Here is a 23,126-nt window from a genome sequence, read left to right as displayed (position 1 = left end):
TGTCGTGGGGGTGGCAAACGTGCAGGCGGCACGCGCCCTGCCCGCGCCCAAAAACGGCGCGGGCGCGGCGCGAAGCCGGGCGGCGTCAGGCCAGCTTGCAGCCGGTCTTGTCGATCGGCAGGAACGACTTGCCGGAGCTGACGACGTCCACGTAGTCGGCCGGGTTGGCCATCTTCGACTTCGCCTTGCCCTTGAGCAGGTAGTAGTCCTTGATGACCTGGTGGTCGGCCTTGCGGATTTCTTCCACGCCCGTGAGGCCGTCGAACTTCATGCCTTCGAGCGCCGCAATGACGGCCTTCTGGTCGACCGTGCCGGCCTTGACGATGCCGTCGATGAGGATCTTGGTGCAGATGTACGAACCGGCCAGGCTGTAGTTGGGCACGATCTTGAGCTTGTCGGCGGTGCGCTTCACCAGGTCCTTGTTGAGCGGCGTGTCGACCGTGTGCCAGTACTGCGCACCGAAGTAGACGCCGTCGCACAGGTCGGCGCCCAGCTCGTCGAACTGCTCCAGGCCCGAGGCCCAGGCCATGAGGATCGTCATGTTCTTGTGCATGCCGAAGCTCACCGCCTGGCGCAGCGCGGCCGACGACTGCGCGCCGAAGTTCAAGAGCAGCAGCACGTCGGGCTTGGCGGCCATCGCGTTGGTGAGGTAGCCGCTGAACTCCTTGTCGTTGAGCGAGTGGTAGCTGTTGCCCACGTGCTCGATGCCCTTCTCCTGGAAGATGGTCTTGGCCGCGCTCAGGAGGCCGTCGCCGAACACGTACTGCGGCGTGATGGTGTACCAGCGCTTGGCCTTGGGCATGGCCGCGATCAGCGGGCGCACCGTCTGCTCGATGGCACCGAAGGTGGGCACCGACCAGCGGAAGGTGGCGGGGTTGCAGTCCTTGCCCGTGATTTCGTCGGCGCCCGCGGTGGTGATGAACAGGCCGCCGGCCTTCTCGGCCTCCTTGCCCATGGCCAGCGCCTCGGACGAGAGGATGCCGCCGACGAAGAACTTCGCGCCCTGCTGCTGCGAAGCCTCCTGCACCTTGCGCACGGCCGTGGCCGGCTTGCCCTCGGTGTCGAGCACCGTGTAGGCCAGCGGCCGGTTCAGCACCTTGCCGTACTGCTCGATCGCCAGCTTGGTGCCCAGGTCGGCGAACTTGCCGTTCGCTGCGAAGGCACCCGACATGGGCACCGGTGCACCGAAGCGGATCACGTCGGTGGCCTGGGCGAAGACCGAGCGGCTCATCAGGAGCGAAGCCGGGGCGGCCGACAGGGCGGCCAGCTGAAGGAGTTGTCTGCGTTGCATGGGGTTCTCCGGTCGTGGTGTGGGAAGTGGGGAAGAAAACACAGTGCCTGCGATCGCCGGCAATTTAAGCGGATAAATAGGATTAATATGTTGGTAAAAACCCGTTAGCAAGCCCCGTGCCCAAACCCAACCCGACCCCGCCGATGACGCCGTTAAGATCGCGCGCTGTTGCGCATCCCGCGCATCTCCCGATGTGCATGGATGGAGCGTTTTGATGAGAGTGGGGCACAACCCTCCGAAGCGGCAAAAGCTCTCGGACGTCATCGTCGAAGACGTCAAGCGATGGATCGTTGCCGAGCGCAAGCAGCCCGGCGACCGGCTACCGAACGAGAAGGAACTGATCGAGCTCTTCGGCTATTCGAAGAGCACGGTGCGCGAGGCGCTGAAGGCGCTCGAGGTGCGCGGGCTGATCTCGATCCGCACCGGCCCGGGCGGCGGCGCGTACCTGCAGCAGGTGTCGGTCGACCATGCGTCGGAGCCGCTGCGCAACTTCCTGCACTTTCATCACCTGGACGGCCACCACATCTACCAGTTGCGCAAGGCGCTGGAGCCCGAACTGGCCGTGAGCGTGGTCGGGCGGCTCACGCCCGAGCAGTTCGCGCGGCTCGAAGACAACGTGCGCCTGTGCACCGTCGAGCCGACCAACGAGGACGAGTTGCGCACCCAGCGCGAGGCCGAGCTGGCCTTCCACACGATGCTGGCCGAGGCCTGCCCCAATCCGGTGCTGTCCTTCATGTGCCGCTTTCTCAACGACCTGCTGCGCGACCTCGTCGTCTACAAGAAGGCGCTGGACCACCACCACTTCGGCGAGACCAACGTGGACTACCACACGCAGCTGCTGGCGGCCTACCGCCAGGAAGATGCGGACGAGGTGCGGCGGTTGATGGTGGAGCACATGGTGGATGCGGAGCACCACATGCATGAGATGGAAGCGCACATCGGGGCGAAGCACTTGTTGCTGCCCAGCGGACAGCGATAGCACCACAAAGGTCTAGAAGACCTTGCGGAACCGCTCGGCCCTGCCGAAGCGCACGGCGACAGTGCCGTTCGCCTCGAATCCGCATCGAAAGTAGAACGACCCGGCGTGTGGATTGCCGGTGACGTGGAGTGCCGACGCACCCTGGCGCCGGGAAAGCTCGACACAGTGCGCGACCAATGCCTTGCCGATGCCGCGACGCCATGCCTAGGGCTCGACGAACAATCCATCGAGTTCGGCGCTGCCGTCATCGTTGGGCAGCACGACAGCGAATCCCGCCGTCACGCCATGGATCTCTGCCACGAACACCCGGCCATCGACGATCTGGGCCAGAGGCAGTTCGATGGCGTCCGGGTCGGACTGAATCGCCTCGCGATCGCCAGGGTTCGCGAGCGATGCGCGCCGCTGCAAGTCTTCGAGTGCCCGGTGTTCCGACGCAAGTGCAGGGCGAATACGCAGTGGTGTTTCAGTCATCTTGGATGGTTTCGGTGCCTTCAGATCTTCGCACCGCCATGCGCCTTCTCCAGGCACGCCTGAAACGCCAGCACCGCCCGTGAAGGCTTCGGCGACCGCCGCAGCAGGCTCACGAACCGGCACGCATAGTTGAAGCGCGCCGGCAGCACCGCCTTCATCAACCCGCGCTGCTCGAACACCTGCGCGTAGTGGTCGGGCAGAAAGCCCAGGAAGCGCCCTGACAGGATCAGCGTCGCAATCGCCTCCTGGTCGAACCCCGTCGCCTTGCGCGACAGCCGCGCCCGATGGCTCAGCTCCATGTTCGGCGAGTGATACCCCAGCCCCGCGAAATGGTGCTCACCCAGCTTCGACCAGGTGAGCTTGCCGTGCGCGCTGTCGAACAGCGGATGCCCCACGCCGCAGTACAGCAGCATGGTTTCATCGAACAGGTCGGCATACACCAGGCTCTTCGAGCTGCGGTGCGCCGGGATGATGCCGATCTGGAAATTGCCCTCCAGCACACCCTGCTCGATGGCGTTGATGGAGCCCACGTGCACCGCCAGGTTCACCTCGGGCGCGATCTCGGTGAAGCGGGCAATGGCCTCGCCGATGCGCGCCTTCGGGTTGGTCGCGGTCTTGTCGAACAGCGCCACGTCGAGCTGCCCGCCCATGCGGTTGTGGATGTCGTCGATGCTGCCGCGAAAGGCATCGACCGAGGCCAGCAGGCGCAGCGTCTCGTCGTACACGCGCTGGCCCTCGGCCGTGAGCGCAAAGCCCGCCCGGCCGCGCCGGCACAGCACCAGGCCCAGGCGCGTTTCCAGGTCTTTCACGTGGCGGCTCACTGTGGAGGTGCCGATGTTCAGCTCCAGCTCGGCCGCCGCCATGCCGCCGCAGTCGACCACGCTCTTGAACACCTTGAGCAGGCGCAGGTCCATGTCGCTGAGCTGCCCCAGCACGGCGCGGTTGCGGGTGCCCTGGGCAGCGGTTTCGTCGGCGGGCGGGGCCTTGGCCTTTACTTGCATGGATCGTCAAGTGAACATTGATATTGCGCCATTCTCCACACTGAAGGCGTTGCGAACAATTGGCGCATCCCTTCACCCCCGGAGCCCGCCTTGCGCGGGATGCGCCATGACCCTCGCCACACCCGCCATCGAACCCACGCCCACCGCGCGCACCGACGCCGCCTGGCTCGAGGCGCACTGGATGCCCTACACCGGCAACCGCAACTTCAAGGCCGATCCGCGGATCATCGTGGAGGCCAAGGGCGCCTACTTCACCGACAACGACGGCCGCAAGATCTTCGACGGCCTGTCGGGCCTGTGGTGCTCGGGCCTGGGCCACGGCCGCCCCGAGATCACCGAGGCGGTGAGCCGCCAGATCGCCAAGCTCGACTACTCGCCCGCCTTCCAATTCGGCCACCCGCTCTCGTTCGAGCTGGCCAACAAGATCAAGGAACTGACGCCCGCCGGCCTGGACTACGTGTTCTTCACCGGCTCGGGCTCCGAGGCCGCCGACACCTCGCTGAAGATGGCGCGCGCCTACTGGCGCACCAAGGGCCAGGCCGGCAAGACGCGCCTGATCGGCCGCGAGAAGGGCTACCACGGCGTGAACTACGGCGGCATCTCGGTGGGCGGCATCGCGGCCAACCGCAAGCTGTTCGGCCAGGGCGTCGAGGCCGACCACCTGCCGCACACGCAGCTGGCCAGCAATGCCTTCTCGCGCGGCATGCCCGAAAGCGGCGCCGAGCTGGCCGACCGCCTGCTCGACCTGATTGCGCTGCACGACGCCTCGACCATCGCGGCCGTGATCGTGGAGCCCTTTGCCGGTTCGGCCGGCGTGGTGATTCCGCCCAAGGGCTACCTGAAACGCCTGCGCGACATCTGCACGGCGAACAACATCCTGCTGATTTTTGACGAAGTGATCACCGGGTTCGGCCGCTGCGGCGCGCTCACGGGCGCCGATGCCTTCGGCGTCACGCCCGACATCATGAACATCGCCAAGCAGGTCACCAACGGCGCGCAGCCGCTGGGCGCCGTGGTGGCCAGCAAGGACATCTACGACACCTTCATGGCCGCCGGCGGCCCCGAGTACATGCTCGAGTTCCCGCACGGCTACACCTACGGCGCGCACCCCGTGGCCTGCGCCGCCGGCATCGCCGCGCTCGACGTGCTGCAGAAGGAAGACATGATCGGCCGCGTGCAGACGCTGGCCCCGCACTTCGAGAGCGCCGTGCACAGCCTGAAGGGCAGCAAGCACGTGGCCGACATCCGCAACTACGGCCTGGCCGCCGGCATCACCATCGCCGCGCTGCCGGGCGAGCCCGCACGCCGCCCCTACGAGATCGCGATGAACTGCTGGAAGAAGGGCTTCTACGTGCGCTACGGCGGCGACACGATCCAGCTCGCACCGCCGTTCATCGCCGAGAAGGCCGAGATCGACCGCATGGTCAATGCGCTCGCAGACGCCCTCGCCGAAACCAACTGATCCCCTTTCGAGACCTGAAGACATGCAACACGACAAGAACGTCACCGCCACCATCGGCCACTTCATCGACGGCAAGCACGTCGGCGGCGGCAGCCGCGTGCAGCCGGTGTTCGACCCCGCCACCGGCCTGTCGGCCAAGAGCGTCGCGCTCGCCGACAAGCTCACGGTCGAGCAGGCCATCGCCTCGGCGCAGGCCGCCTTCCCGGCCTGGCGCAACACGCCGCCGCTCAAGCGCGCCCGCGTGATGAGCCGCCTGAAGACGCTGCTCGAAGAAAACGCCGACACCATCGCCGCGCTCATCACCGCCGAGCACGGCAAGGTGCTGGCCGACGCGCACGGCGAGCTGCAACGCGGCATCGAGAACGTCGAGTACGCCAGCTACGTGCCCGAGCTGCTCAAGGGCGAGCACAGCAAGAACGTGGGCCCGTCGATCGACTCGTGGAGCGAGTTCCAGGCGATGGGCGTGGCGGCCGGCATCACGCCGTTCAACTTCCCGGTCATGGTGCCGCTGTGGATGTGGCCGATGGCCGTGGCCTGCGGCAACACCTTCGTGCTCAAGCCCTCGGAGCGCACGCCCTCCTCCACGCTGTTCATGGCCGAACTCGCGCTGCAGGCCGGCCTGCCGCCGGGCGTGCTGAACGTGGTCAACGGCGACAAGGAAGCGGTCGACACGCTGCTGACCGACCGCCGCGTGAAGGCCGTGAGCTTCGTGGGCTCCACGCCCATCGCCGAGTACATCTACACCACGGGCACGGCCCACGGCAAGCGCGTGCAGGCGCTGGGCGGCGCCAAGAACCACGCGGTGGTGATGCCCGATGCCGACATCGGCAACGCCGTGAGCGCGCTCATGGGCGCGGCCTACGGCTCGTGCGGCGAGCGCTGCATGGCGATCCCGCTGGTGGTGGCCGTGGGCGCCGCCCCCGCCGACGCGGTGGGCGAGGGCCTGAAGGTCGAGATCGCCAAGATGAAGGTCGGCCCCGGCACCGACAACGGCAACGACATGGGTCCGCTGGTCACCCAGCCGCACTTCGAGAAGGTCAAGGCCTTCGTCGACGCGGGCGTGGCCGCCGGCGCCAAGCTGGTGGTCGACGGCCGCGGCATCCAGGTCGAAGGCCACGAAGGTGGCTACTACCTGGGCGCCTGCCTGTTCGACCACGTCAAGCCCGGCATGACGATCTACCAGGAAGAGATCTTCGGCCCGGTGCTCGGCGTGGTGCGCGTGAAGACGCTGCAGGAAGCCATGGACCTGATCGACGCGCACGAGTACGGAAACGGCACCTGCATCTTCACGCGCGACGGCGAGGCCGCGCGCTGGTTCAGCGACAACATCCAGGTCGGCATGGTCGGCATCAACGTGCCGCTGCCGGTGCCCGTGGCCTACCACTCGTTCGGCGGCTGGAAGCGTTCGTTGTTCGGCGACCTGCACGCCTACGGCCCCGACGCCGTGCGCTTCTACACCAAGCGCAAGACCGTCACGCAGCGCTGGCCCTCGGCCGGCGTGCGTGAGGGCACGATGTTCTCGTTCCCGTCGAACCGTTGATGCGGTCTCCGCAGGTCAGGCTTTGTCAGCCTTGCCTGCGGCGTTCGCGAGCTTGCTGAGCATGCGGTCCACCAGCCACGGCTGGCGGTCCTCATCCTCAGCGCGTTCCTTGCGGCGGATCGCGTTGCGCACGACGATCGAGCCCACATAGCGCATCGGCTCCGGCGGAAAGTAGCCCAGTGGCCCGCCCGTGATCGGGCTGCGCGTCCATGCGTTGTCCTGGTCGAGCACCAGCGACGACAGGATCTGCCCGCCCATGTAGGTCGGCCCCACCCCGTTGCCCGAGTAGCCGAAGCCGTAGTAGATGTGCGGCGCGCCATCGAGCTTGCCGAAGAACGGAAAGCCCGTCACCGAGCGGTCGGACGGCCCGTTCCAGCTCGCGGTGATCGGCGTGTTGCTCAACGCGGGAAAGAAGGAATGCAGGGCCTGCGTGAGCTCGCCCTCATAAGGCGAGCGCTCGTCGAACACCTTGGCCATGCGTCCGCCCCAGGCGAAGGTGTTGCCGCCCTTGCCCAGCATGATGCGGCCGTCGACCGTGCTGCGGTAGTAGTACACGAAGGTGCGCGAGTCGAGCACCGACACGCCGTCGGTCAGCCCGATCTGCTGCAACAGCTCGGGGCAGCGCTCGGTGATGATCATGTCGCTCGACACGATGGCGATGGTCCGCTCGAACTGCGGGAAGCGGCTGGCCATCCACGCGTTCATCGCGAGCACCAGTTTCTTCGCGCGCACGCGCCCGGTGGGCGTGTGCACCAGCACGGGCTGGTCGGTGCTGAAGTCGAGCATCGGCGTGCGCTCGTGGATGCGGATGCCCATGGCCAGCGCCACGCGCCGCAGCCCGCGCACCAGCTTGCCCGGGTGCACGGTGGCGGCGATCGGCGAGTACACGCCGGCCAGGTTGCGCGCCGAGCCCGAGCGCCGCGCCACTTCGTCGGGTGGCAGCGCGTGGTACGAGTGGATGCCGCGCGCCTCCAGCGCCTGCATCATCGGATCGAGCGTGCCGATCTGCGCCTGCGAGGTCGCGGTGTAGAGCGTGCCGTCGCGCCGCAGTTCGGCGTCGATGCCGTGCGCCGCGCAGAAGTCGGCGATGTGCCCCACCGCCGCTTCCGACGCCTTCACGAGACGCACCGCCTCGTCTTCGCCGAACAGCCGCCGCAGGGTCAGGAACTTGGCCGACCAGGTGAGCAGGCAACCGCCGTTGCGCCCGCTCGCGCCGGCGCCGCACAGGTCGCTTTCGAGAATGACGATGTCGAGCGCGGGCGCCTGCAGCTTGGCCTGGATGGCCGTCCACAGGCCGGTGAAGCCGCCGCCGACGATGCAGACGTCGGCGCTGGTTTCACCTTGCAGCGCCGGGGCCAGATCGCCATCGTTGAAGAGCGCTTGTTCGATCCAGAAGGGGCGCATCCGTGTGCCTTAAGCGGTGGTGAGGGCTTGCCGGTGTTCGGCGGAACTGATCTCGAGGTGGCGCACGAAGTGCGCGAGGCCGGGCATGTCGGCATCGGCCAGCTTGGCCGTGTCGTCCCACTGCCGCAGGCGCACTGCGTCCATTGCATACGGCAGCGTCTCGAAGGCTTTCGCCTGCGCCTCGTCGAAGACGCCACCCTGCAGTTGCAGGCTGCGCTTCGAGTCGGGCGACAGCGCCTCCAGGTAGCCGGGCACGCGGGCGCACAGGAAGCGCTTGGCATCCACATGCAGCCGGATCGGCTCCAGCGTGGCCGGCCCGAACAGCGCGCGCAGGAACGGCAGGCAGCGGTACTGGTGCAGGTCGTCCAGGCCCTGCTGCGTCGGCGTGCCACCGAAGTCGTGCAGCAGGTGGCCCAGGTCGTGCAGCAGGGCGGCGGCGATCAGCGCGCTGTCCGCCCCCTCCTGCTCGGCCAGGTGCGCCGACTGCAGCGCATGTTCGAGCTGCGTGACCGGCTCGCCGTCGTACTGCGCGTGGCCCTTGGTTTCGAAAAGGCCGACGATGTCGGGGATGCTGAGGCTCATGGTTACCAGGGCAGCGAGTAGGTCTTCGTGTTGGTGAAGCTCTTCATCGCCTCGAGCACGCCTTCCTTGTAGCCCAGGCCCGAGTCCTTGATGCCGCCGAAGGGCGTGAGCTCCAGGCGGTAGCCCGGCACTTCGCGCACGTTGACGCTGCCCACGTTCAGCTCGCGGATGAAGCGCGTGATGTAGTCCAGCCGGTTGGTGCAGATCGACGACGACAGGCCGTAGGCCGTGCCGTTGGAGATGCGGATCGCTTCGTCGATGTTCTTGAAGCGGATGACGGGCGACACGGGGCCGAAGGTCTCGTGCTTGGCGACGGTCATCTCGGGGTCGACGTGGTCGAGCACGGTGGGCGAGTACAGCGCGCCTCGGCGCTCGTTGCCGTACAGGAGCTTGGCGCCGGCTGCGATGGCTTCGTTGACCACGGCTTCGAACTGCTTGGCAGCTGCCTCATCGATCACGGTGCCCATGTCGGTGTCCGGGTCCATCGGGTCGCCGTATTTCAGCGCGCGCGTCTTCTCGACCAGCAGCTCCACGAAGCGGTCGGCCACCGACTCGTGCACCAGCATCCGCTTCACCGCCGTGCAGCGCTGCCCCGAGTTCTTGTACGACCCGTTGGCAGCCAGCGTCGCCGCCTCCTCGATGTCCGCGTCTTCCATCACGATGATCGGGTCGTTGCCGCCCAGCTCCAGGATCTGGCGCTTGTAGGTGGCCTTGCCCGCGATGTACTTGCCAATGGGCACGCCGCCCGTGAAGGTGACGAGGTCGACGTCGGCATTGGTCAGCAGCTCGTCGGCAATTTCCTTCGGGTCGCCCGTGAGCACCGACAGCATCTGCGGTGGCAGGCCCGCCTCGTACAGGATGTCGGCCAGCAGGAAGGCCGTGAGCGGCGTCTTCTCGCTGGGTTTGAGCACGATGCGGTTGTTGGTCGCAATGGCCGGCGCCACCTTGTGGATCACCTGGTTCAGCGGATGGTTGAACGGCGTGATGGCGGTGATGGCGCCCAGCAAGGGCTCGCGCATCGTGTAGACCTTGCGGCTCTTGCCGTGGTGCGTGAGGTCGCAGGAGAACACCTGGCCGTCGTCCACCAGCGCCTGGTTGGCGGCGAACAGCAGCACATCGGAGGCGCGGCCCACTTCGTACAGCGAGTCCTTGCGCGACAGGCCCGACTCGAGCGTGATGGTGCGCGACATCTCGTCCAGGCGCGAGGCGATGATCTCGCCGGCGCGCATGAGGATCTTGTAGCGCTCGTAGCGCGTGAGCGTGGGCTTGTAGTCGCGGGCGATGCGCAGGGCATTGCGCACGTCGTCCAGCGTGGCCTTGGGCACGGTGGCGATCACCTCGCCGGTGTACGGGTAGGTGACCTCGATGGTGCGGTCGCGGTGGACTTTCTCGCCGGCGATGCGCAAGGCTTCGCGGTGGACGGTGCCTGGCTTCAGGATGGCTTGGCTCATGGGTGCTTGCTCCGTATGGCTTCAGCGTGCGTGGTTCAGGGCGAGGTCGAGCGCATCGAAGTTGCGCAGCCGGCGCCCGGGGGCAATGCCTTCGACCGGGCGGTTGCAGATCAGCGGCACCTTCTGCTCCGACACCCCGCCGTGCGAGCGCAGCGGCACTTCGAGCGCCGACAGGTCGTGGCGGCTGGCGGCGGTGCCGATGACGGTGCTCTGCTCGCTCACCACCACGATGTCGCCGATGCGGTCCGGCGGCAGCTCGAAGCGCTTGGCGGCTTCGGCGCGCGAGAGCACGAGCTCCATGCCCGGGATGCCCTTGATGCGTTCGATCCAGCCCGGCACGCTGGCTTCGTCGGGTGCGTACACGGTGGCGAAGGAACCGAGCGCGCCGTGGTGCACCACGTACGGATCGGTGATCGGCAGGATCACGCGGGCCTTTTCGGCGCCGTACCAGCCGTCGAGCACGTCCTGCAGGTAGATCACGTTCGGCGAACCGTCCGCGCCGTGCTTGTCGTTCATGCCGTGGTCGGCGGTGAGCACGATGGTGGCGCCGAGTGCGTCGAGCTGTGCGAGGTAGCCGTCCATCATTTGGTAGAAGGAATTCGCGGCGGGGCTGCCCGGCGCGGCCTTGTGCTGCACGTAGTCGGTGGTCGACAGGTACATCAGGTCAGGGCGGCGCGATTCCATGAGCTTCACGCCAGCCGCGAACACGAACTCCGACAGCTCCGCGCTGTACACCGAGGGCACGGGCATGCCGACCATGTCGAGCACGTTGTCGATGCCGTTCTCTTCCATCGTCACCTGGTCCGACTTCTCCGACGAGAAGCAGATGCCCTTCATCTTGTGGCCCAGCAGCTTGCGCAGCTTGTCCTTGGCCGTGACCACCGCGAGCTTGGCGCCCGCGTCGGCGAAGGCGGCGAGTACGGTGCCGGCGCGCAGGTACTTGGGGTCGTTCATCATCACTTCCTGGCCCAGCTCGCGGTCGAAGAAGTAGTTGCCGCAGATGCCGTGCACGGCAGGCGGCGCGCCGGTCACGATCGACAGGTTGTTGGGGTTGGTGAACGAGGGCACGACGCAATCGGCGAGCAGATCAGCACCGTCCTTGCGCATGCGGGCGATGTAGGGCGCCACGCCGGCTTCGATGGCCGCGTCGAGGTACGCCGGCTCGCAGCCGTCCACGCACACGACCACGATCGGACGCGCCATCCAGCGATAGCTCCTGGCATTGACTTCAAGTGTCTCCGGTGTCATTTCAGACTTCCTTTTGGGGTGGGTGGTTCGGGGTAGCGGTGGTGTTGCTGGAGGTGGCCGCATCGGCGTCGATGCGGCCGAAGGCCTTGTGCATGCGTGCGCGGCTGCCGGCCACGTGTTCGCGCAGCGCGCGCCCTGCCGTGTCGGGGTTGCCGCTGGCGATGGCGTCGACGATGTGGCTGTGCTCGTCGGCCGAGACCCGCAGGCCGCCGCCGCTGTCGAGCGCGCGCATTCTGAAAAGGTGCAGCTCCTTGACGAGCCGCTTGTAGGTTTCGGTGAGCTTCTTGCTGCCGGCGGTGTCGAGCAGGATCTCGTGGAACTGCAGGTTGAGCTGCGCGTACTGCTCCACGTCCTGCGCCTGGGCCGCCGAGCGCATGGCGTCGACCATGGCGCGCAGGCGCTCCACCGCGTCGGGCTGGATGGCCAGCGCCACGCGCCGGCCGATGATTTCTTCCAGCGCCTCGCGCAGTTCGTAGATCTCGTCGGCTTCCTCGAACGCGATCTCGCGCACGAAGACGCCGCGGTTCTTCTCGTTGCGCACGAGGCCTGCCTCTTCCAGTGCGCGCAACGCCTCGCGGATCGGGCCGCGGCTGGTGTTGAAGCGCTGCGAGAGCTCGCTCTCGTTGATGCGGCTGCCCACGGGGAGCTCGCCCGTCATGATCAAACGCTCGATTTCTTCCTGCATCAGCATCGGCAGCGAGCTGGACTGGAGGAACGCGAGGGCGGCGGAGTGATTGCTGGTGACCATGGGGCGTATTTTCCCGAAGGATCGTCAACTGTCAACAATTTTTTATTGACAGTCATCAATCAGCAACCTACATTGCAAACACCGGATGGCGTTGCCCACCCTCGCGCCGGCGCCAGCCCTCACCCTTCTTCAGTGACAGCCAGCCTTTCAGGAGAAACAGATGACGATGAAACAAAGCACGCGCCGTCTCACGGCCGCCCTGTGTGTTGCGGCCCTCGGCCTCGTGTCCGGCAGTGCGTGGGCGCAAAAGACGCCGCTCCTGGTCTACACGGCGCTCGAGACCGACGCCATGAAGCTCTACAAGGACGCGTTCGAGAAGGCCAACCCCGACATCGAAGTGAAGTGGGTGCGCGACTCCACCGGCATCGTCACCGCCAAGCTGCTGGCCGAAAAAGCCAACCCGCAGGCCGATGTGGTGGCCGGCCTGGCCGCCAGCAGCCTGGCGCTGCTGCAGCAGGAAGGCATGCTGCTTCCTTATGAGCCCAAGGGCTTCAAGGAGCTGAACCCCGCGTACTCCGACGCCGCGCGCCCGCCCGCCTGGGTCGGCATGGACGTGTGGGCCGCCACCATCTGCTTCAACACGGTCGAGGCCAAGAAGCTCGGACTGCCCAAGCCCGAGAGCTGGAAGGACCTGACCAAGCCCGTCTACAAGGGCACGATCTCGATGCCGCACCCCGCCTCCAGCGGCACCGGCTACCTCGACGTGTCGTACTGGCTGCAGAACATGGGCGACGCCGAAGGCTGGAAGTACATGGACGCGCTGCACCAGAACATCGCGCAGTACGTGCACTCGGGCTCCAAGCCCTGCAAGCAGGCGGGCGCGGGCGAGTTCCCCATCGGCATCTCGTTCGAGTTCCGCGCGCACCAGGTGAAAAAGTCGGGCGCGCCGGTCGACCTGATCTTTCCGAAGGAAGGCCTGGGCTGGGACATCGAGGCCACCAGCCTCATGAAGACCAGCACCAAGCTGGCGCAAGGCAAGCGCTTTGCCGACTGGATGGCGAGCAAGGAAGCCAACCAGATCAGCGCGCGCTGGTGGGCGGTGGTGGCCTACCCGGGCGTGGTCTCCAAGCTGGAAGGCATTCCGGACAACTACGAGAAGCTGCTGGCCAAGAACGACCTGAACTGGGCCGCGAAGAACCGCGAACGCATCCTCGCTGAATGGAGCAAGCGCTACGAGGGCAAGGCCGAGCCCAAGTAAGCCCGACGGCATCCCCCGGTTTTCAATTCAAGGGTGCCGCCGCAGCTGGTGACGCCCTCCAACGACGAGTGCGAAAAATGGACATGACCGACACCCGCTTCATCGCCAGCCAGTTGACTCCCACCTCGGCCCCGCCCGCGGCCCTCGAGATCGTCGGCGTTCGCAAGGACTTCGAGACCTTCAGCGCGCTGCGCGACGTGCACCTGCGCGTGAACCCGGGCGAGATGCTGTGCTTTCTCGGCCCCTCGGGCTGCGGCAAGACCACGCTGCTGCGCATCATCGCGGGCCTGGAGACGCAGACCGCCGGGCAGATCCTGCAGAACGGCAAGGACGTCTCGTGGCTCTCGCCGGACAAGCGCGACTACGGCATCGTGTTCCAGTCATACGCGCTCTTTCCCAACCTGTCGATCGCCGAGAACGTGGGCTACGGCCTCGTCAACAGCCGTGCGAAGCGCGGCGAGATCAAGGCGCGCGTCGACGAGCTGCTGAAGCTGGTCGGCCTGCCGACCTCGGGCGCCAAGTACCCCAGCCAGCTCTCGGGCGGCCAACAGCAGCGCGTGGCCCTGGCCCGCGCGCTGGCCACGCGGCCCGGCCTGCTGCTGCTGGACGAGCCGCTGTCGGCGCTCGACGCGCTCGAACGCATCCGCCTGCGCGGCGAGATCCGCCGGCTGCAGAAGCAGGTCGGCATCACCACCATCATGGTCACGCACGACCAGGAAGAAGCGCTCTCGATGGCCGACCGCATCGTGGTGATGAACCACGGCGTGATCGAGCAGGTCGGCACGCCAATGGAAATCTACGAACAGCCGGCCACGCCCTTCGTGGCCGACTTCGTGGGCAAGGTCAACGTGCTGCGCGCGATGGCGCTGGGCAACCAGCGCTTCCAGGTCGGCGACATGGAGCTGCAGTGCGACGCCTGCGACGGCGCCTTCGAGCCCGGCGACGCGGTCAACCTGTACCTGCGGCCCGAAGACCGCGCGGTGGAACACCTGCGCGAGGACACGCCCAACCGCCTGCAGGCCAAGGTCACGAAGGTCGAGTTCCTGGGCGGCCTGTGCATTGCCGAAGTGACGGCCGACGCGCTGCACGGCCAGACGCTGGGCCTGCACTTCTCGCTGAACCAGCTGCATGACCTGGACATCCGCGAAGGCAACACCATCGACATCGCCTTGCGCGCCAACCGCATCCGCGCCTTTGCCGCGCGCACGTCGAAGCCATGAACACGCTGGCACACCCCCGCCCGGCATTCACCGCGCGCCCTGCCCTTCGCTGGAGCCGCGACGAGACCATCGCGCGCGCCATCCTGTTCGTGGTGATGGCGATGCTGTTCGTGTTCCTCATCGCGCCGCTTTTGACCATCCTGGCCCACGCGGTGCAGGACAAGAACGGCCGCTTCGTCGGCCTGGCCCACTTCATCACCTACTTCCAGACGCCGAGCCTGCTGCGCGCGGCCTGGAACTCGGTGTGGGTGTCGGCCGCAGTGGTGATGATCTCGGTGCCCACGGCCTTCGTGTTCGCCTACGCGCTCACGCGCAGCCGCATGCCGGCGCCGCTGAAGGCGGTGTTCCGCCTCATCGCGCTCATTCCGCTGCTCGCGCCCTCGCTGCTGTCGGCCATCTCCTTCGTGCAGTGGTTCGGCAACCAGGGCGCACTCAAGTTCCTGCTGGGCGGCGCCTCGATCTACGGCGCGCCCGGGATCATCCTGGCCGAGGTCTACAACACCTTCCCGCACGCGCTGATGATCCTGGTCACCGCGCTGTCGCTGGCCGACGGCCGGCTGTACGAGGCGGCCACTGCCCTGCGCACGCGGCCCCTGCGCCAGTTCATGACGATCACCCTGCCCTCGTGCAAGTACGGCCTGATCAGCGCGGCCACCGTGGTCTTCACCTACGTGGTGAGCGACTTCGGTGCGCCCAAGGTCATCGGCGGCAACTTCAACGTGCTGTCGGTCGACGTGTTCAAGCAGGTGGTGGGCCAGCACAACTTCTCCATCGGCGCGGTGGTGGGCATGCTGCTGCTCGTTCCGTCGATCATTTCCTTCGTGATCGACTACGTGGTGCGACGCAAGCTGAAGGCGCAGCTCACGGCGCGCTCGGTGCCCTACACACCCAAGCCACGCAAGGTGGCCGATGCGCTGCTCACGCTGTTCTGCACCGTGGTCTGCAGCCTGCTGCTGGCCACCATCGGCATGGCGGTCTACACCTCGGCGATCTCGCTGTGGCCCTACGACCTGTCGTTCACGCTCAAGCACTACCACTTCGTGCTCATCGAGAGCGACATGGCGGCCGCCTACGGCAACAGCCTGCTCGTGGCCATGGTCACCGCGGTGGCCGGCTCGCTCATCGTGTTCGTGGGCGCCTACCTGATCGAGAAGACGCGCAACCTGGGCCTCATGCGCAAGGGCATGCACCTGATGGCGGTGCTGTCGATGGCGGTGCCGGGCCTGGTGCTGGGCCTGGGCTACGTGATGTTCTTCAACCATCCGGCCAACCCGCTGAACTTTCTCTACCAGACGATGGCGATCCTGGTCATCTCGATGGTGGTGCACTACTACACCTCGAGCCACCTCACGGCGGTGACGGCGCTCAAGCAGATCGACAACGAGTTCGAAGCCGTGTCGGCCTCGCTCAAGGTGCCGTTCTTCAAGACCTTCCTGCGCGTGACGGTGCCGGTGTGCCTGCCGGCCATCCTGGACATCGGGCGCTACTTCTTCGTGGTGTCGATGGCCAGCCTGTCGTGCGCCATCTTCCTGTACACGCCGGAGACCATCCTCGCGTCGGTCGCGATCATGCACCTGGACGACGCCGGCGACATCGGCCCGGCCGCCGCGCTGGCCAGCCTGATCGTCGTCACCTCGACGCTGGTGTGCATCGCCTACGCACTGCTCACCCGCGTGCTGCTCGCACGCACGCAGGCCTGGCGCAACCTCGCCCGTGGCTGAACGAACACCCTACCTCTCGCCCCTCATTTCCTTTCCCTGCCTGGAGACACCATGAGTCAAGCCGCCCACCCCATCCTGCTCACGCCCGGCCCCCTGACCACCTCGGACCGCACCCGCCAAGCGATGCTGCGCGACTGGGGCTCATGGGACGCCGACTTCAACCAGATCACGGCGCGCATCCGCAAGGAAGTGCTCAACATCGTGCACGGCACGGGCACGCACGAATGCGTTCCGTTGCAAGGCAGCGGCACCTTCTCGGTCGAAGCGGCCATCGGCACGATCGTGCCGCGCAACGGCCATGTGCTGGTGCCGAGCAACGGCGCCTACTGCCAACGCCTGGCCAAGATCTGCAAGGTTCTGGGCCGCAAGCTCACCACCATCGACTACACCGAAGAGAAGCAGGTCTCGCCCGCCGACGTCGACCGCGCGCTCGCGGCCGACCCGAGCATCACGCACGTCGCGGTCGTGCACTGCGAAACCGGCGCCGGCGTGCTCAACCCGCTGCACGAGATCGCGCTGGTGGTCGCCAAGCACGGACGCGGCCTGATCATCGATGCGATGAGCTCCTTCGGCGCGCTGGAGATCGACGCGCGCAAGACGCCCTTCGACGCCGTGGTCGCCGCCTCGGGCAAGTGCCTCGAAGGCGTGCCGGGCATGGGCTTCGTCGTCATCAAGCGCAGCACGCTCGAAAAGTGCGAAGGCAACTGCCACTCGCTGAGCATGGACCTGTACGACCAGTGGGTCTACATGGAAAAGACCACGCAGTGGCGCTTCACGCCGCCCACGCACGTGGTGGCCGCGCTCGACACCGCCATTGCGCAGTACATCGAGGAAGGCGGCCGGCCCGCGCGCGGCGGGCGCTACACGCGCAACTGCAAGGCGCTGGTCGACGGCCTCGCCACGCTGGGCTTCCGGCCTTTTCTCGACCCGGCCATCCAGGCGCCGATCATCGTCACCTTCCATGCGCCCGACGATGCCAACTACAACTTCAAGACCTTCTACCAGGAGGTGAAGAAGCGCGGCTACATCCTCTACCCCGGCAAGCTGACGCAGGTCGAGACCTTCCGCGTGGGCTGCATGGGGCACTTCGGCGACGCGGGCATCCCGGGCGCGGTCGCGGCCATTGCCGACACGCTGAAAGCCATGGGCATCCGGCAGGTGATCGCGGCCGTCGCGGCCTGAAGCACCTGTGAGCGGACCGGCGCATTGCAGCGCCGGTCCTACAACGCGGGGGTGACGCGCTTCGCATAATGCCCCGCATGACGGTTCTGCGCAGCGACATCCCTGCCCGCCTGGACCGCCTGCCGTGGTCGCGCTGGCACTGGCGCGTGGTGATCGCGCTGGGCGTGGCCTGGATCCTCGACGGCCTCGAGGTCACGCTGGTGGGCTCCATCGGCGCGGTGCTGGAGCGGCCCGACACGCTCGGGCTCACGGCGGGAGAAATCGGCTGGTCGGGCTCGATCTACATCGCGGGCGCGGTAATCGGTGCGCTGGTGTTCGGTCGACTCACGGACCGGCTCGGGCGCAAGAAGCTCTTCTTGCTCACGCTCGTGGTCTACACGCTGGGCACGCTGGCCACGGCCTTCTCCCCCAACTTCGCCTTCTTCGCGCTGTGCCGCTTCGTCACGGGGCTGGGCATCGGCGGCGAGTACGCGGCCATCAATTCGGCCATCGACGAACTCATTCCGGCGCGCGTGCGCGGGCGCGTCAACCTCGCGATCAACGGCAGCTTCTGGATCGGTGCGGCGCTCGGCGCGGCGCTGAGCCTGGTGCTGCTCGACGCGCGCGTGATCGGCCCGGTGTGGGGCTGGCGCGCGGGCTTTGCGCTGGGCGCGGTGCTGGCGGTGGCCATCCTGCTGGTGCGGCGCCATGTGCCCGAGAGCCCGCGCTGGCTCATCGCGCACGGACGCGCGGATGAGGCCGAGCGCATCGTCGCGGACATTGAGCGCGAAGTCGAAGTGCAGCACGGCCCGCTGCCCACCGCGCAAGGCCACGTCATGTACACCGCCGCGCGCCAGAACAGCCCGCCGATGCGCGAGGTGGCGCGCGTGCTGCTGCGGCGCTACCCGGCGCGCAGCGTGGTGGCGACGGCGCTCATGGTGTCGCAGGCTTTTTTCTACAACGCGATCTTCTTCACCTACGCGCTGGTGCTCACGCGCTTCTACGGCGTGGCCGAGGGCCGCGTGGCGCTGTACATCTTTCCGTTTGCGCTGGGCAACGTGCTCGGGCCGCTGCTGCTGGGCCCGCTGTTCGACAGCGTGGGCCGGCGCAGGATGATCGCGCTGACCTATGTGCTGGCCGGCGTGGGCCTGGCGCTCACGGGCTGGGCCTTCATGCAGGGCTGGCTCGACGCGCGCAGCCAGGCGCTGTGCTGGTCGGCGGTGTTCTTTCTTGCGTCGGCGGCGGCCAGCTCGGCCTACCTGACCGTGAGCGAGGTGTTCCCGCTGGAGATGCGCGCCATGGCCATCGCGATCTTCTACGCCATCGGCATGGGCGCGGGCGGCTTCGCGGCGCCGGTGCTGTTCGGGATGCTGATCGAGACCGGCAGCCGCGGCGCGGTGATGGTGGGCTACCTGATCGGCGCCGTGCTGGTCATCGTCGCGGGGCTGCTGGCGCTGCGCTACGCAGCCGATGCGGAGCGCAAGCCGCTGGAGGAAGTGGCGCCGCCGCTGTCGTCGGAAGCCGGCGGCGAGCGGCCCTGAAGGCGGCTACAGCGCGCAGGTACGGAAGCCGAAGAAGCCGTCGTCGGCATCGGGCAGTGCGAAGCCACGGCGACGCGGCGAACGCAGGCGCGCACGCGTCGCGAACGAGGCGCCGCGCAGCACGCGCGCCCGGCCGAAGGCGGCCACCGGATCGAACTCGCCACCGGCGCTCCAGGGATCGGCCCGGAAGCCCGGCCAGGGCTGCAGCGTGCCAGCCGTCCACTCGTGCACATCGGCCCAGCGGAAGCCCCGCCGTGCGGCCGTGTGGGCCGCGATCTCCCATTCGACCTCGGTCGCGATGCGCCGGCCGGCCCAGCGCGCCCAGGCGTCCGCCTCCCACCAGCTCAGGTGCACGGCGCTGTGGTGCCCGGCCGCGCGCACGGTGACGCCGAAGCGCTGCTGCAGCACCGAGCCGCCGGTGCCGTTGCGCGCCACGCCGATCTGCTCCACATGGCGCGGCCCGCGCCGGCCTTCGGTCTGCGCGGCGAGCCAGCGCCAGCCGTCGCTGTGCCACAGCTCCTCGCGGTCGTAGCCGCCGTCGTCGACGAACTCGATGTACTGGTCCCAGGTGACGGGCTGGGCGTCGATCTCGAACTCGGGCACGTCGACGCGGTGCGCCGTGCCCTCTTGCGCGAACAGGAAGCCGCTGTGCTCGGGCAGGCCGAGCTCCCAGCGCGTGGCCGGCAGCAGCAGCGGCTCGCGCGTGACGGCGGTGGGCGGCTGCTCGATGTTCAGCGGCAGGCCCAGCGTCTGCGCCAGCACCACGAGCTGTTCGCCGCGCAGGTCTTCATGGAAGAGCGCGAGCCGATAGAAGTACAGGCCGGCATCGGTCTCGGCGGCGTTCTCGAGCAGCTCGAGCGTGCTCTCGAGGGTTTCGAGCAGGTAGGCCTTGGTCTGGCCCAGGCCCGGCAGGTCAGGCGACCAGCAGCGATCGGCCGCGCCCTGGGCCGGGTTCCACCAGTCGTCGGCGTCGGGGTCGATGGCGGCCAGCCGCGTGGGGCGCACGGGGCAGTCGATGCCGAAGGCACGCTGGGTGTTGCGCCCGATCCACCATTCGGCGAACCAGCCGATGTGGCCCGCCAGCCAGACCGGCGGCACCACGCCCGGCTGCGGCGGCACGCGCATGGCTTCGCCCAGTGCCTGTTCGAACAGGGACAGCAGGTGCAGCGTGTGGTTGCGCGCGTCGATGAGGGCCAGCGAGAGCAGGTCGCGGCCGGCGCGGCGCATGTCGGGCGAGTCGATCGACAGGGGCGGGCTCGCCGCACCGAAGGGCGTCGAAGGCGGCGGGCTCGAAGACATGGGCCATTATGGCGACCGCCCGACAGGCCCTCTGGCGACGCGGATTCCGGGTAAACCCGAGTTTGTGTCAAGGCAATACTAAGGTTCACCGAGATACCATTGCGGGCTTTGCGCGCAGCCCCCACCAGGGGCCGGCGCTTCACCTTGGGCTTCGCGGGAGACACCCCTTGTCTGTATTCCTCAAATTCGCGGCCGTCATGGACTGGGTCAGCGAAAAACTCGGCAAATTTGCCGGCTATGCGGTTCTGGCCGCGTCGCTCATCTCGGCCGCCAATGCCTTCGTCCGGTACGGCTTCGACTTCAGCAACAACGCCTTCCTCGAGATCCAGTGGTATCTGTTCGCCGCCACCGTGATGCTCGGTGCGCCGGTGGTGCTGCGCTTCAACGAGCATGTGCGCGTGGACATCATCTACGGCAAGCTCAAGGGCCACGGGCCGGTGTATGTCGACCTGTTCGGCCTGACCTTCTTCCTGCTGCCGGTGATGGGCCTGCTGACCTACCTCACCTGGCCGTTCTTCTGGAACACCTGGGTGTCGGGCGAGATGTCGGGCAACATCGGCGGGCTGATCCGCTGGCCCGCCGCGCTGCTGATGCCCGTGGGTTTCTGCACGATGTTCCTGCAAGGTGTCGCCGAGATCATCAAGCGCATCGCCTACCTGCGCGGACTGATCGAGATGAACACGCACTACGAGAAGCCGGTGCAGTGATGGCGTTCGTCGCGCTTCGCCAGACCGCCCCGACACCGCTCGCACCGCAGGACAAGTAGACATCATGCACATGGAAAATTTCGCCCCGATCATGTTCGCGGGGCTCGTGGTGATCATGCTGATCGGGTTTCCGGTCGCGTTTTCGCTCTCGGCCCTCGGCCTGATCTGCGGCTTCTTCGCCATCGAGATGGGCTGGTTCCCGGCCGGCTTCATGGCCAACCTGCCGCTCAACGTGTTCGGCATCTTGTCGAACGAGACGCTGCTGGCCATTCCGTTCTTCACGCTCATGGGAGCGGTGTTAGAAAAATGCGGGCTCGCCGAGGACATGCTCGACTCGATGGGCCAGCTCTTCGGCCCGATCCGCGGCGGCCTGGGCTACTCGGTGATCATCGTGGGCTTCATCCTCGGCGCCATCACCGGCACGGTGGCCGGCCAGGTGATCGCGATGGCGATGATCTCGCTGCCGGTCATGATGCGCTACGGCTACAACATGCGTTACTCGACCGGCGTGCTCGCCGCCTCGGGAACCATCACGCAGCTGGTGCCGCCCTCGCTGGTGCTGATCGTCATGGCCGACCAGCTCGGCACCGACGTCGGCCAGATGTACAAGGGCGCCTGGGGTCCGTCGATCCTGCAGGTGGTGATCTTCGCGATCTACACCTTCCTGGTCTCGCGCATCCGCCCGCACTACGTGCCCGGCCTGCCCGCCACGGCGCGCACGCTGCATGGCTGGGCGCTGTGGGGCAAGTGCCTGCGCGGCATCATTCCCTCGGCCATCCTGATCTTCGCGGTGCTCGGCTCGATGGGCGGCCTGCCCTTCATGGACAAGGCCATCGCCACGCCGACCGAGGCGGGCGCCATGGGTGCGGTCGGTGCGCTGGTGCTGGCGCTCATTCACCGCCGCCTGAACTGGGCGCTGATGAAGGACGCGATGGAAGGCACCATGCGCCTCACGGCGATGGTGGTGTTCATCCTGATCGGCTCGCGCGTGTTCTCGCTGGTGTTCCAGGGCGTGGACGGCGCCAAGTGGATCGAGCACATGCTCTCGGGCCTGCCGGGCGGCCAGATCGGCTTCCTGATCGCGGTCAACATCTTCGTGTTCTTCCTGGCGTTCTTCCTCGACTTCTTCGAGATCGCCTTCATCATCCTGCCGCTGCTGGGCCCCGTGGCCCACAAGCTGGGCATCGACATGGTGTGGTTCGGCGTGCTGCTGTGCGTGAACATGCAGACCTCGTTCATGCACCCGCCCTTCGGCTTCGCGCTGTTCTACTTGCGGGGCATCGCCGACACCCTGTTCAAGAACGGGGCGCTGCCCAAGAAGGTGGAGTCGCGCGACATCTACCTGGGCGCCGTGCCCTGGGTCGTGATGCAGCTGCTGCTGGTGGCCATCGTGATCTTCTTCCCGCAGACGGTGACCGTGTTCCTCGAGAAGGAAAAGGTCGTCGACATCGAGAAGGTCAACCTCGACATGCCGGTCGACCCGAACGCGCCGCCCGCCACCGACAACGGCGTGAACATGGAAGACCCGTTCGGCAACCAGAAGACGCCCGAGGAAACGCCGGCGCCGGCGGCCCCGGCGGCGGGCGAAGCTTCCAAGCCGTGAGCGACGCCCGCCCCGGCGACGCCCCGAACGACCAACCCGCGACGACAGAAGGCGGCCCGCTCGAAAGCGCCGCCTTCCCGCCGCTGCTGCGCACGCTGGCGGTGGTGCTGGTGGTCGATCTCTTCGCCTTCGCGCTGTGGAGCCTGCCGTCGCTGCGCACCACCAGCTGGTCGGCCACCAGCCTGTTCGTCTTCGGCGTGGCGGGCCTGTGCGTGATCTGGGTCGGCTACTGGATCGTCTACAGCCGCACCCGCCTCGAAGGCGACGTGCTGACGCAGACCTGGCTGTGGAACAAGCGCGTGAGCGCGCAGGACGTGGCGCAGCTCAAGCTGGTGCACATCCGCATGCTCGAGCGCGTGATCGCGCCGCGCCTGCTGGTGCGCCGGCGCTTCGGCGGCATCACCTGGTTCCATGCCTACGATCCGCAGGTGCTGATCGCGTTCGGCGAACAGGTGGCGATGCGCACGCTGCCGTCCGCGCCACCGCCCTCCCCCGAACC

21 protein-coding genes are annotated in these 23,126 nt (G+C 67.2%); 11 read left to right on the top strand and 10 right to left on the bottom strand.

All coding sequences use genetic code 11. From position 1 onward, the window contains the following. Positions 1 to 85: 85 nt before the first annotated feature. Positions 86 to 1,291: an ABC transporter substrate-binding protein gene (locus tag AC07XP_RS25170; protein ID WP_495266212.1), complete on the bottom strand. Its 1,206-nt coding sequence runs from the start codon at positions 1,289 to 1,291 to the stop codon at positions 86 to 88. A gap of 214 nt (positions 1,292 to 1,505) precedes the next feature. Between AC07XP_RS25170 and AC07XP_RS25165 the strand changes: the two genes are divergently transcribed. Further along, the gene (locus tag AC07XP_RS25165) at positions 1,506 to 2,270 is read left to right on the top strand and encodes a FadR/GntR family transcriptional regulator (protein ID WP_495266211.1); all 765 of its coding nucleotides are present in this window, start codon (positions 1,506 to 1,508) and stop codon (positions 2,268 to 2,270) included. Between the two features lie 12 nt (positions 2,271 to 2,282). On the opposite strand, the gene AC07XP_RS25160 is transcribed toward AC07XP_RS25165, so the two are convergent. The 3 genes from AC07XP_RS25160 to AC07XP_RS25150 are packed head-to-tail and all read right to left on the bottom strand — an operon-like array spanning position 2,283 to position 3,742. Further along, a complete protein-coding gene (locus tag AC07XP_RS25160) occupies positions 2,283 to 2,459 on the bottom strand; it encodes a GNAT family N-acetyltransferase (RefSeq protein WP_495266224.1) in 177 nt (58 codons plus the stop codon). 15 nt (positions 2,460 to 2,474) lie between these two features. Beyond that, positions 2,475 to 2,741, bottom strand: coding sequence for a GNAT family N-acetyltransferase (locus tag AC07XP_RS25155; protein ID WP_495266210.1), 267 nt, complete (start codon positions 2,739 to 2,741; stop codon positions 2,475 to 2,477). A gap of 20 nt (positions 2,742 to 2,761) precedes the next feature. Further along, positions 2,762 to 3,742, bottom strand: a complete 981-nt coding sequence (locus tag AC07XP_RS25150; RefSeq protein WP_495266209.1) for a LysR family transcriptional regulator — start codon at positions 3,740 to 3,742, stop codon at positions 2,762 to 2,764. 106 nt (positions 3,743 to 3,848) lie between these two features. On the opposite strand from AC07XP_RS25150, the gene aptA reads away from it, so the two are divergent. Both aptA and AC07XP_RS25140 read left to right on the top strand, forming a co-directional pair. Continuing rightward, a complete protein-coding gene (gene aptA, locus AC07XP_RS25145) occupies positions 3,849 to 5,204 on the top strand; it encodes an omega-aminotransferase AptA (protein WP_495266208.1) in 1,356 nt (451 codons plus the stop codon). A 22-nt stretch (positions 5,205 to 5,226) separates the two neighbouring features. Beyond that, entirely contained in the window at positions 5,227 to 6,744 is a 1,518-nt protein-coding gene (locus tag AC07XP_RS25140; protein WP_495266207.1) for a CoA-acylating methylmalonate-semialdehyde dehydrogenase, read from the top strand. Between the two features lie 15 nt (positions 6,745 to 6,759). On the opposite strand, the gene AC07XP_RS25135 is transcribed toward AC07XP_RS25140, so the two are convergent. The 5 genes from AC07XP_RS25135 to AC07XP_RS25115 are packed head-to-tail and all read right to left on the bottom strand — an operon-like array spanning position 6,760 to position 12,177. Further along, complete coding sequence (locus AC07XP_RS25135) at positions 6,760 to 8,148, bottom strand: FAD-dependent oxidoreductase (RefSeq protein WP_495266206.1); 1,389 nt, start codon at positions 8,146 to 8,148, stop codon at positions 6,760 to 6,762. Between the two features lie 9 nt (positions 8,149 to 8,157). Next, the gene (locus AC07XP_RS25130; protein ID WP_070063972.1) at positions 8,158 to 8,730 is read right to left on the bottom strand and encodes a phosphonate degradation HD-domain oxygenase; all 573 of its coding nucleotides are present in this window, start codon (positions 8,728 to 8,730) and stop codon (positions 8,158 to 8,160) included. A 2-nt stretch (positions 8,731 to 8,732) separates the two neighbouring features. Continuing rightward, entirely contained in the window at positions 8,733 to 10,181 is a 1,449-nt protein-coding gene (gene phnY, locus AC07XP_RS25125) for a phosphonoacetaldehyde dehydrogenase (protein ID WP_095747021.1), read from the bottom strand. Between the two features lie 21 nt (positions 10,182 to 10,202). Continuing rightward, positions 10,203 to 11,429 carry a phosphonoacetate hydrolase gene (gene phnA / locus AC07XP_RS25120; RefSeq protein WP_095744309.1) on the bottom strand — a complete coding sequence of 409 codons (1,227 nt, stop codon included), beginning with the start codon at positions 11,427 to 11,429 and terminating at the stop codon, positions 10,203 to 10,205. Position 11,430: 1 nt separating this feature from the next. Beyond that, positions 11,431 to 12,177: a phosphonate utilization associated transcriptional regulator gene (locus AC07XP_RS25115; protein WP_070061830.1), complete on the bottom strand. Its 747-nt coding sequence runs from the start codon at positions 12,175 to 12,177 to the stop codon at positions 11,431 to 11,433. 160 nt (positions 12,178 to 12,337) lie between these two features. On the opposite strand from AC07XP_RS25115, the gene AC07XP_RS25110 reads away from it, so the two are divergent. From AC07XP_RS25110 to AC07XP_RS25090, 5 genes are all read left to right on the top strand, one after another. After that, positions 12,338 to 13,375 (top strand): putative 2-aminoethylphosphonate ABC transporter substrate-binding protein, encoded by a 1,038-nt coding sequence (locus AC07XP_RS25110; RefSeq protein ID WP_062468784.1) that lies wholly within the window; start codon positions 12,338 to 12,340, stop codon positions 13,373 to 13,375. Positions 13,376 to 13,452: 77 nt separating this feature from the next. Then, positions 13,453 to 14,595, top strand: coding sequence for a putative 2-aminoethylphosphonate ABC transporter ATP-binding protein (locus AC07XP_RS25105; RefSeq protein WP_095744307.1), 1,143 nt, complete (start codon positions 13,453 to 13,455; stop codon positions 14,593 to 14,595). After that, a complete protein-coding gene (locus AC07XP_RS25100) occupies positions 14,592 to 16,316 on the top strand; it encodes a putative 2-aminoethylphosphonate ABC transporter permease subunit (RefSeq protein WP_495266205.1) in 1,725 nt (574 codons plus the stop codon). The genes AC07XP_RS25105 and AC07XP_RS25100 overlap by 4 nt, the downstream gene beginning before the upstream one ends. A gap of 51 nt (positions 16,317 to 16,367) precedes the next feature. Beyond that, on the top strand, positions 16,368 to 17,498 hold the full coding sequence (locus AC07XP_RS25095; RefSeq protein WP_495266204.1) for a 2-aminoethylphosphonate--pyruvate transaminase: 1,131 nt from the start codon (positions 16,368 to 16,370) through the stop codon (positions 17,496 to 17,498). Between the two features lie 77 nt (positions 17,499 to 17,575). Then, positions 17,576 to 19,018 carry an MFS transporter gene (locus tag AC07XP_RS25090; protein WP_495266203.1) on the top strand — a complete coding sequence of 481 codons (1,443 nt, stop codon included), beginning with the start codon at positions 17,576 to 17,578 and terminating at the stop codon, positions 19,016 to 19,018. 6 nt (positions 19,019 to 19,024) lie between these two features. Here the strand turns inward: AC07XP_RS25090 and AC07XP_RS25085 are convergent, their stop codons facing one another. After that, positions 19,025 to 20,317: an SUMF1/EgtB/PvdO family nonheme iron enzyme gene (locus AC07XP_RS25085; RefSeq protein WP_495266202.1), complete on the bottom strand. Its 1,293-nt coding sequence runs from the start codon at positions 20,315 to 20,317 to the stop codon at positions 19,025 to 19,027. Positions 20,318 to 20,484: 167 nt separating this feature from the next. Between AC07XP_RS25085 and AC07XP_RS25080 the strand changes: the two genes are divergently transcribed. The 3 genes from AC07XP_RS25080 to AC07XP_RS25070 all read left to right on the top strand — a co-directional run. After that, positions 20,485 to 21,024, top strand: a complete 540-nt coding sequence (locus AC07XP_RS25080; RefSeq protein WP_070061823.1) for a TRAP transporter small permease subunit — start codon at positions 20,485 to 20,487, stop codon at positions 21,022 to 21,024. A 64-nt stretch (positions 21,025 to 21,088) separates the two neighbouring features. Further along, positions 21,089 to 22,627, top strand: coding sequence for a TRAP transporter large permease (locus AC07XP_RS25075; RefSeq protein WP_070061822.1), 1,539 nt, complete (start codon positions 21,089 to 21,091; stop codon positions 22,625 to 22,627). Further along, positions 22,624 to 23,126: hypothetical protein (locus AC07XP_RS25070; RefSeq protein ID WP_495266201.1), on the top strand; the 503-nt coding region annotated here is incomplete at its 3' end. The genes AC07XP_RS25075 and AC07XP_RS25070, both read left to right, overlap by 4 nt.

The sequence above is a fragment of the Variovorax sp. GW531-E2 genome (assembly GCF_059423125.1).
Note: the sequence above shows the minus strand (reverse complement) of the source record. Positions and strands in the feature narration are given on the sequence as shown.

Bases quoted from the DNA above. Each gene is read 5' to 3' on its own strand.
- AC07XP_RS25090 (WP_495266203.1), top strand. From the start codon at position 17,576: ATGACGGTTCTGCGCAGCGACATCCCTGCCCGCCTGGACCGCCTGCCG.
- AC07XP_RS25095 (WP_495266204.1), top strand. From the start codon at position 16,368: ATGAGTCAAGCCGCCCACCCCATCCTGCTCACGCCCGGCCCCCTGACC.
- AC07XP_RS25105 (WP_095744307.1), top strand. From the start codon at position 13,453: ATGGACATGACCGACACCCGCTTCATCGCCAGCCAGTTGACTCCCACC.
- AC07XP_RS25155 (WP_495266210.1), bottom strand. From the start codon at position 2,741: ATGACTGAAACACCACTGCGTATTCGCCCTGCACTTGCGTCGGAACAC.
- AC07XP_RS25165 (WP_495266211.1), top strand. From the start codon at position 1,506: ATGAGAGTGGGGCACAACCCTCCGAAGCGGCAAAAGCTCTCGGACGTC.
- phnA (WP_095744309.1), bottom strand. From the start codon at position 11,429: ATGACACCGGAGACACTTGAAGTCAATGCCAGGAGCTATCGCTGGATG.
- AC07XP_RS25075 (WP_070061822.1), top strand. From the start codon at position 21,089: ATGCACATGGAAAATTTCGCCCCGATCATGTTCGCGGGGCTCGTGGTG.
- AC07XP_RS25170 (WP_495266212.1), bottom strand. From the start codon at position 1,291: ATGCAACGCAGACAACTCCTTCAGCTGGCCGCCCTGTCGGCCGCCCCG.
- aptA (WP_495266208.1), top strand. From the start codon at position 3,849: ATGACCCTCGCCACACCCGCCATCGAACCCACGCCCACCGCGCGCACC.
- AC07XP_RS25140 (WP_495266207.1), top strand. From the start codon at position 5,227: ATGCAACACGACAAGAACGTCACCGCCACCATCGGCCACTTCATCGAC.
- AC07XP_RS25130 (WP_070063972.1), bottom strand. From the start codon at position 8,730: ATGAGCCTCAGCATCCCCGACATCGTCGGCCTTTTCGAAACCAAGGGC.
- AC07XP_RS25115 (WP_070061830.1), bottom strand. From the start codon at position 12,177: ATGGTCACCAGCAATCACTCCGCCGCCCTCGCGTTCCTCCAGTCCAGC.
- AC07XP_RS25110 (WP_062468784.1), top strand. From the start codon at position 12,338: ATGACGATGAAACAAAGCACGCGCCGTCTCACGGCCGCCCTGTGTGTT.
- AC07XP_RS25135 (WP_495266206.1), bottom strand. From the start codon at position 8,148: ATGCGCCCCTTCTGGATCGAACAAGCGCTCTTCAACGATGGCGATCTG.
- AC07XP_RS25100 (WP_495266205.1), top strand. From the start codon at position 14,592: ATGAACACGCTGGCACACCCCCGCCCGGCATTCACCGCGCGCCCTGCC.
- AC07XP_RS25085 (WP_495266202.1), bottom strand. From the start codon at position 20,317: ATGTCTTCGAGCCCGCCGCCTTCGACGCCCTTCGGTGCGGCGAGCCCG.
- AC07XP_RS25150 (WP_495266209.1), bottom strand. From the start codon at position 3,742: ATGCAAGTAAAGGCCAAGGCCCCGCCCGCCGACGAAACCGCTGCCCAG.
- phnY (WP_095747021.1), bottom strand. From the start codon at position 10,181: ATGAGCCAAGCCATCCTGAAGCCAGGCACCGTCCACCGCGAAGCCTTG.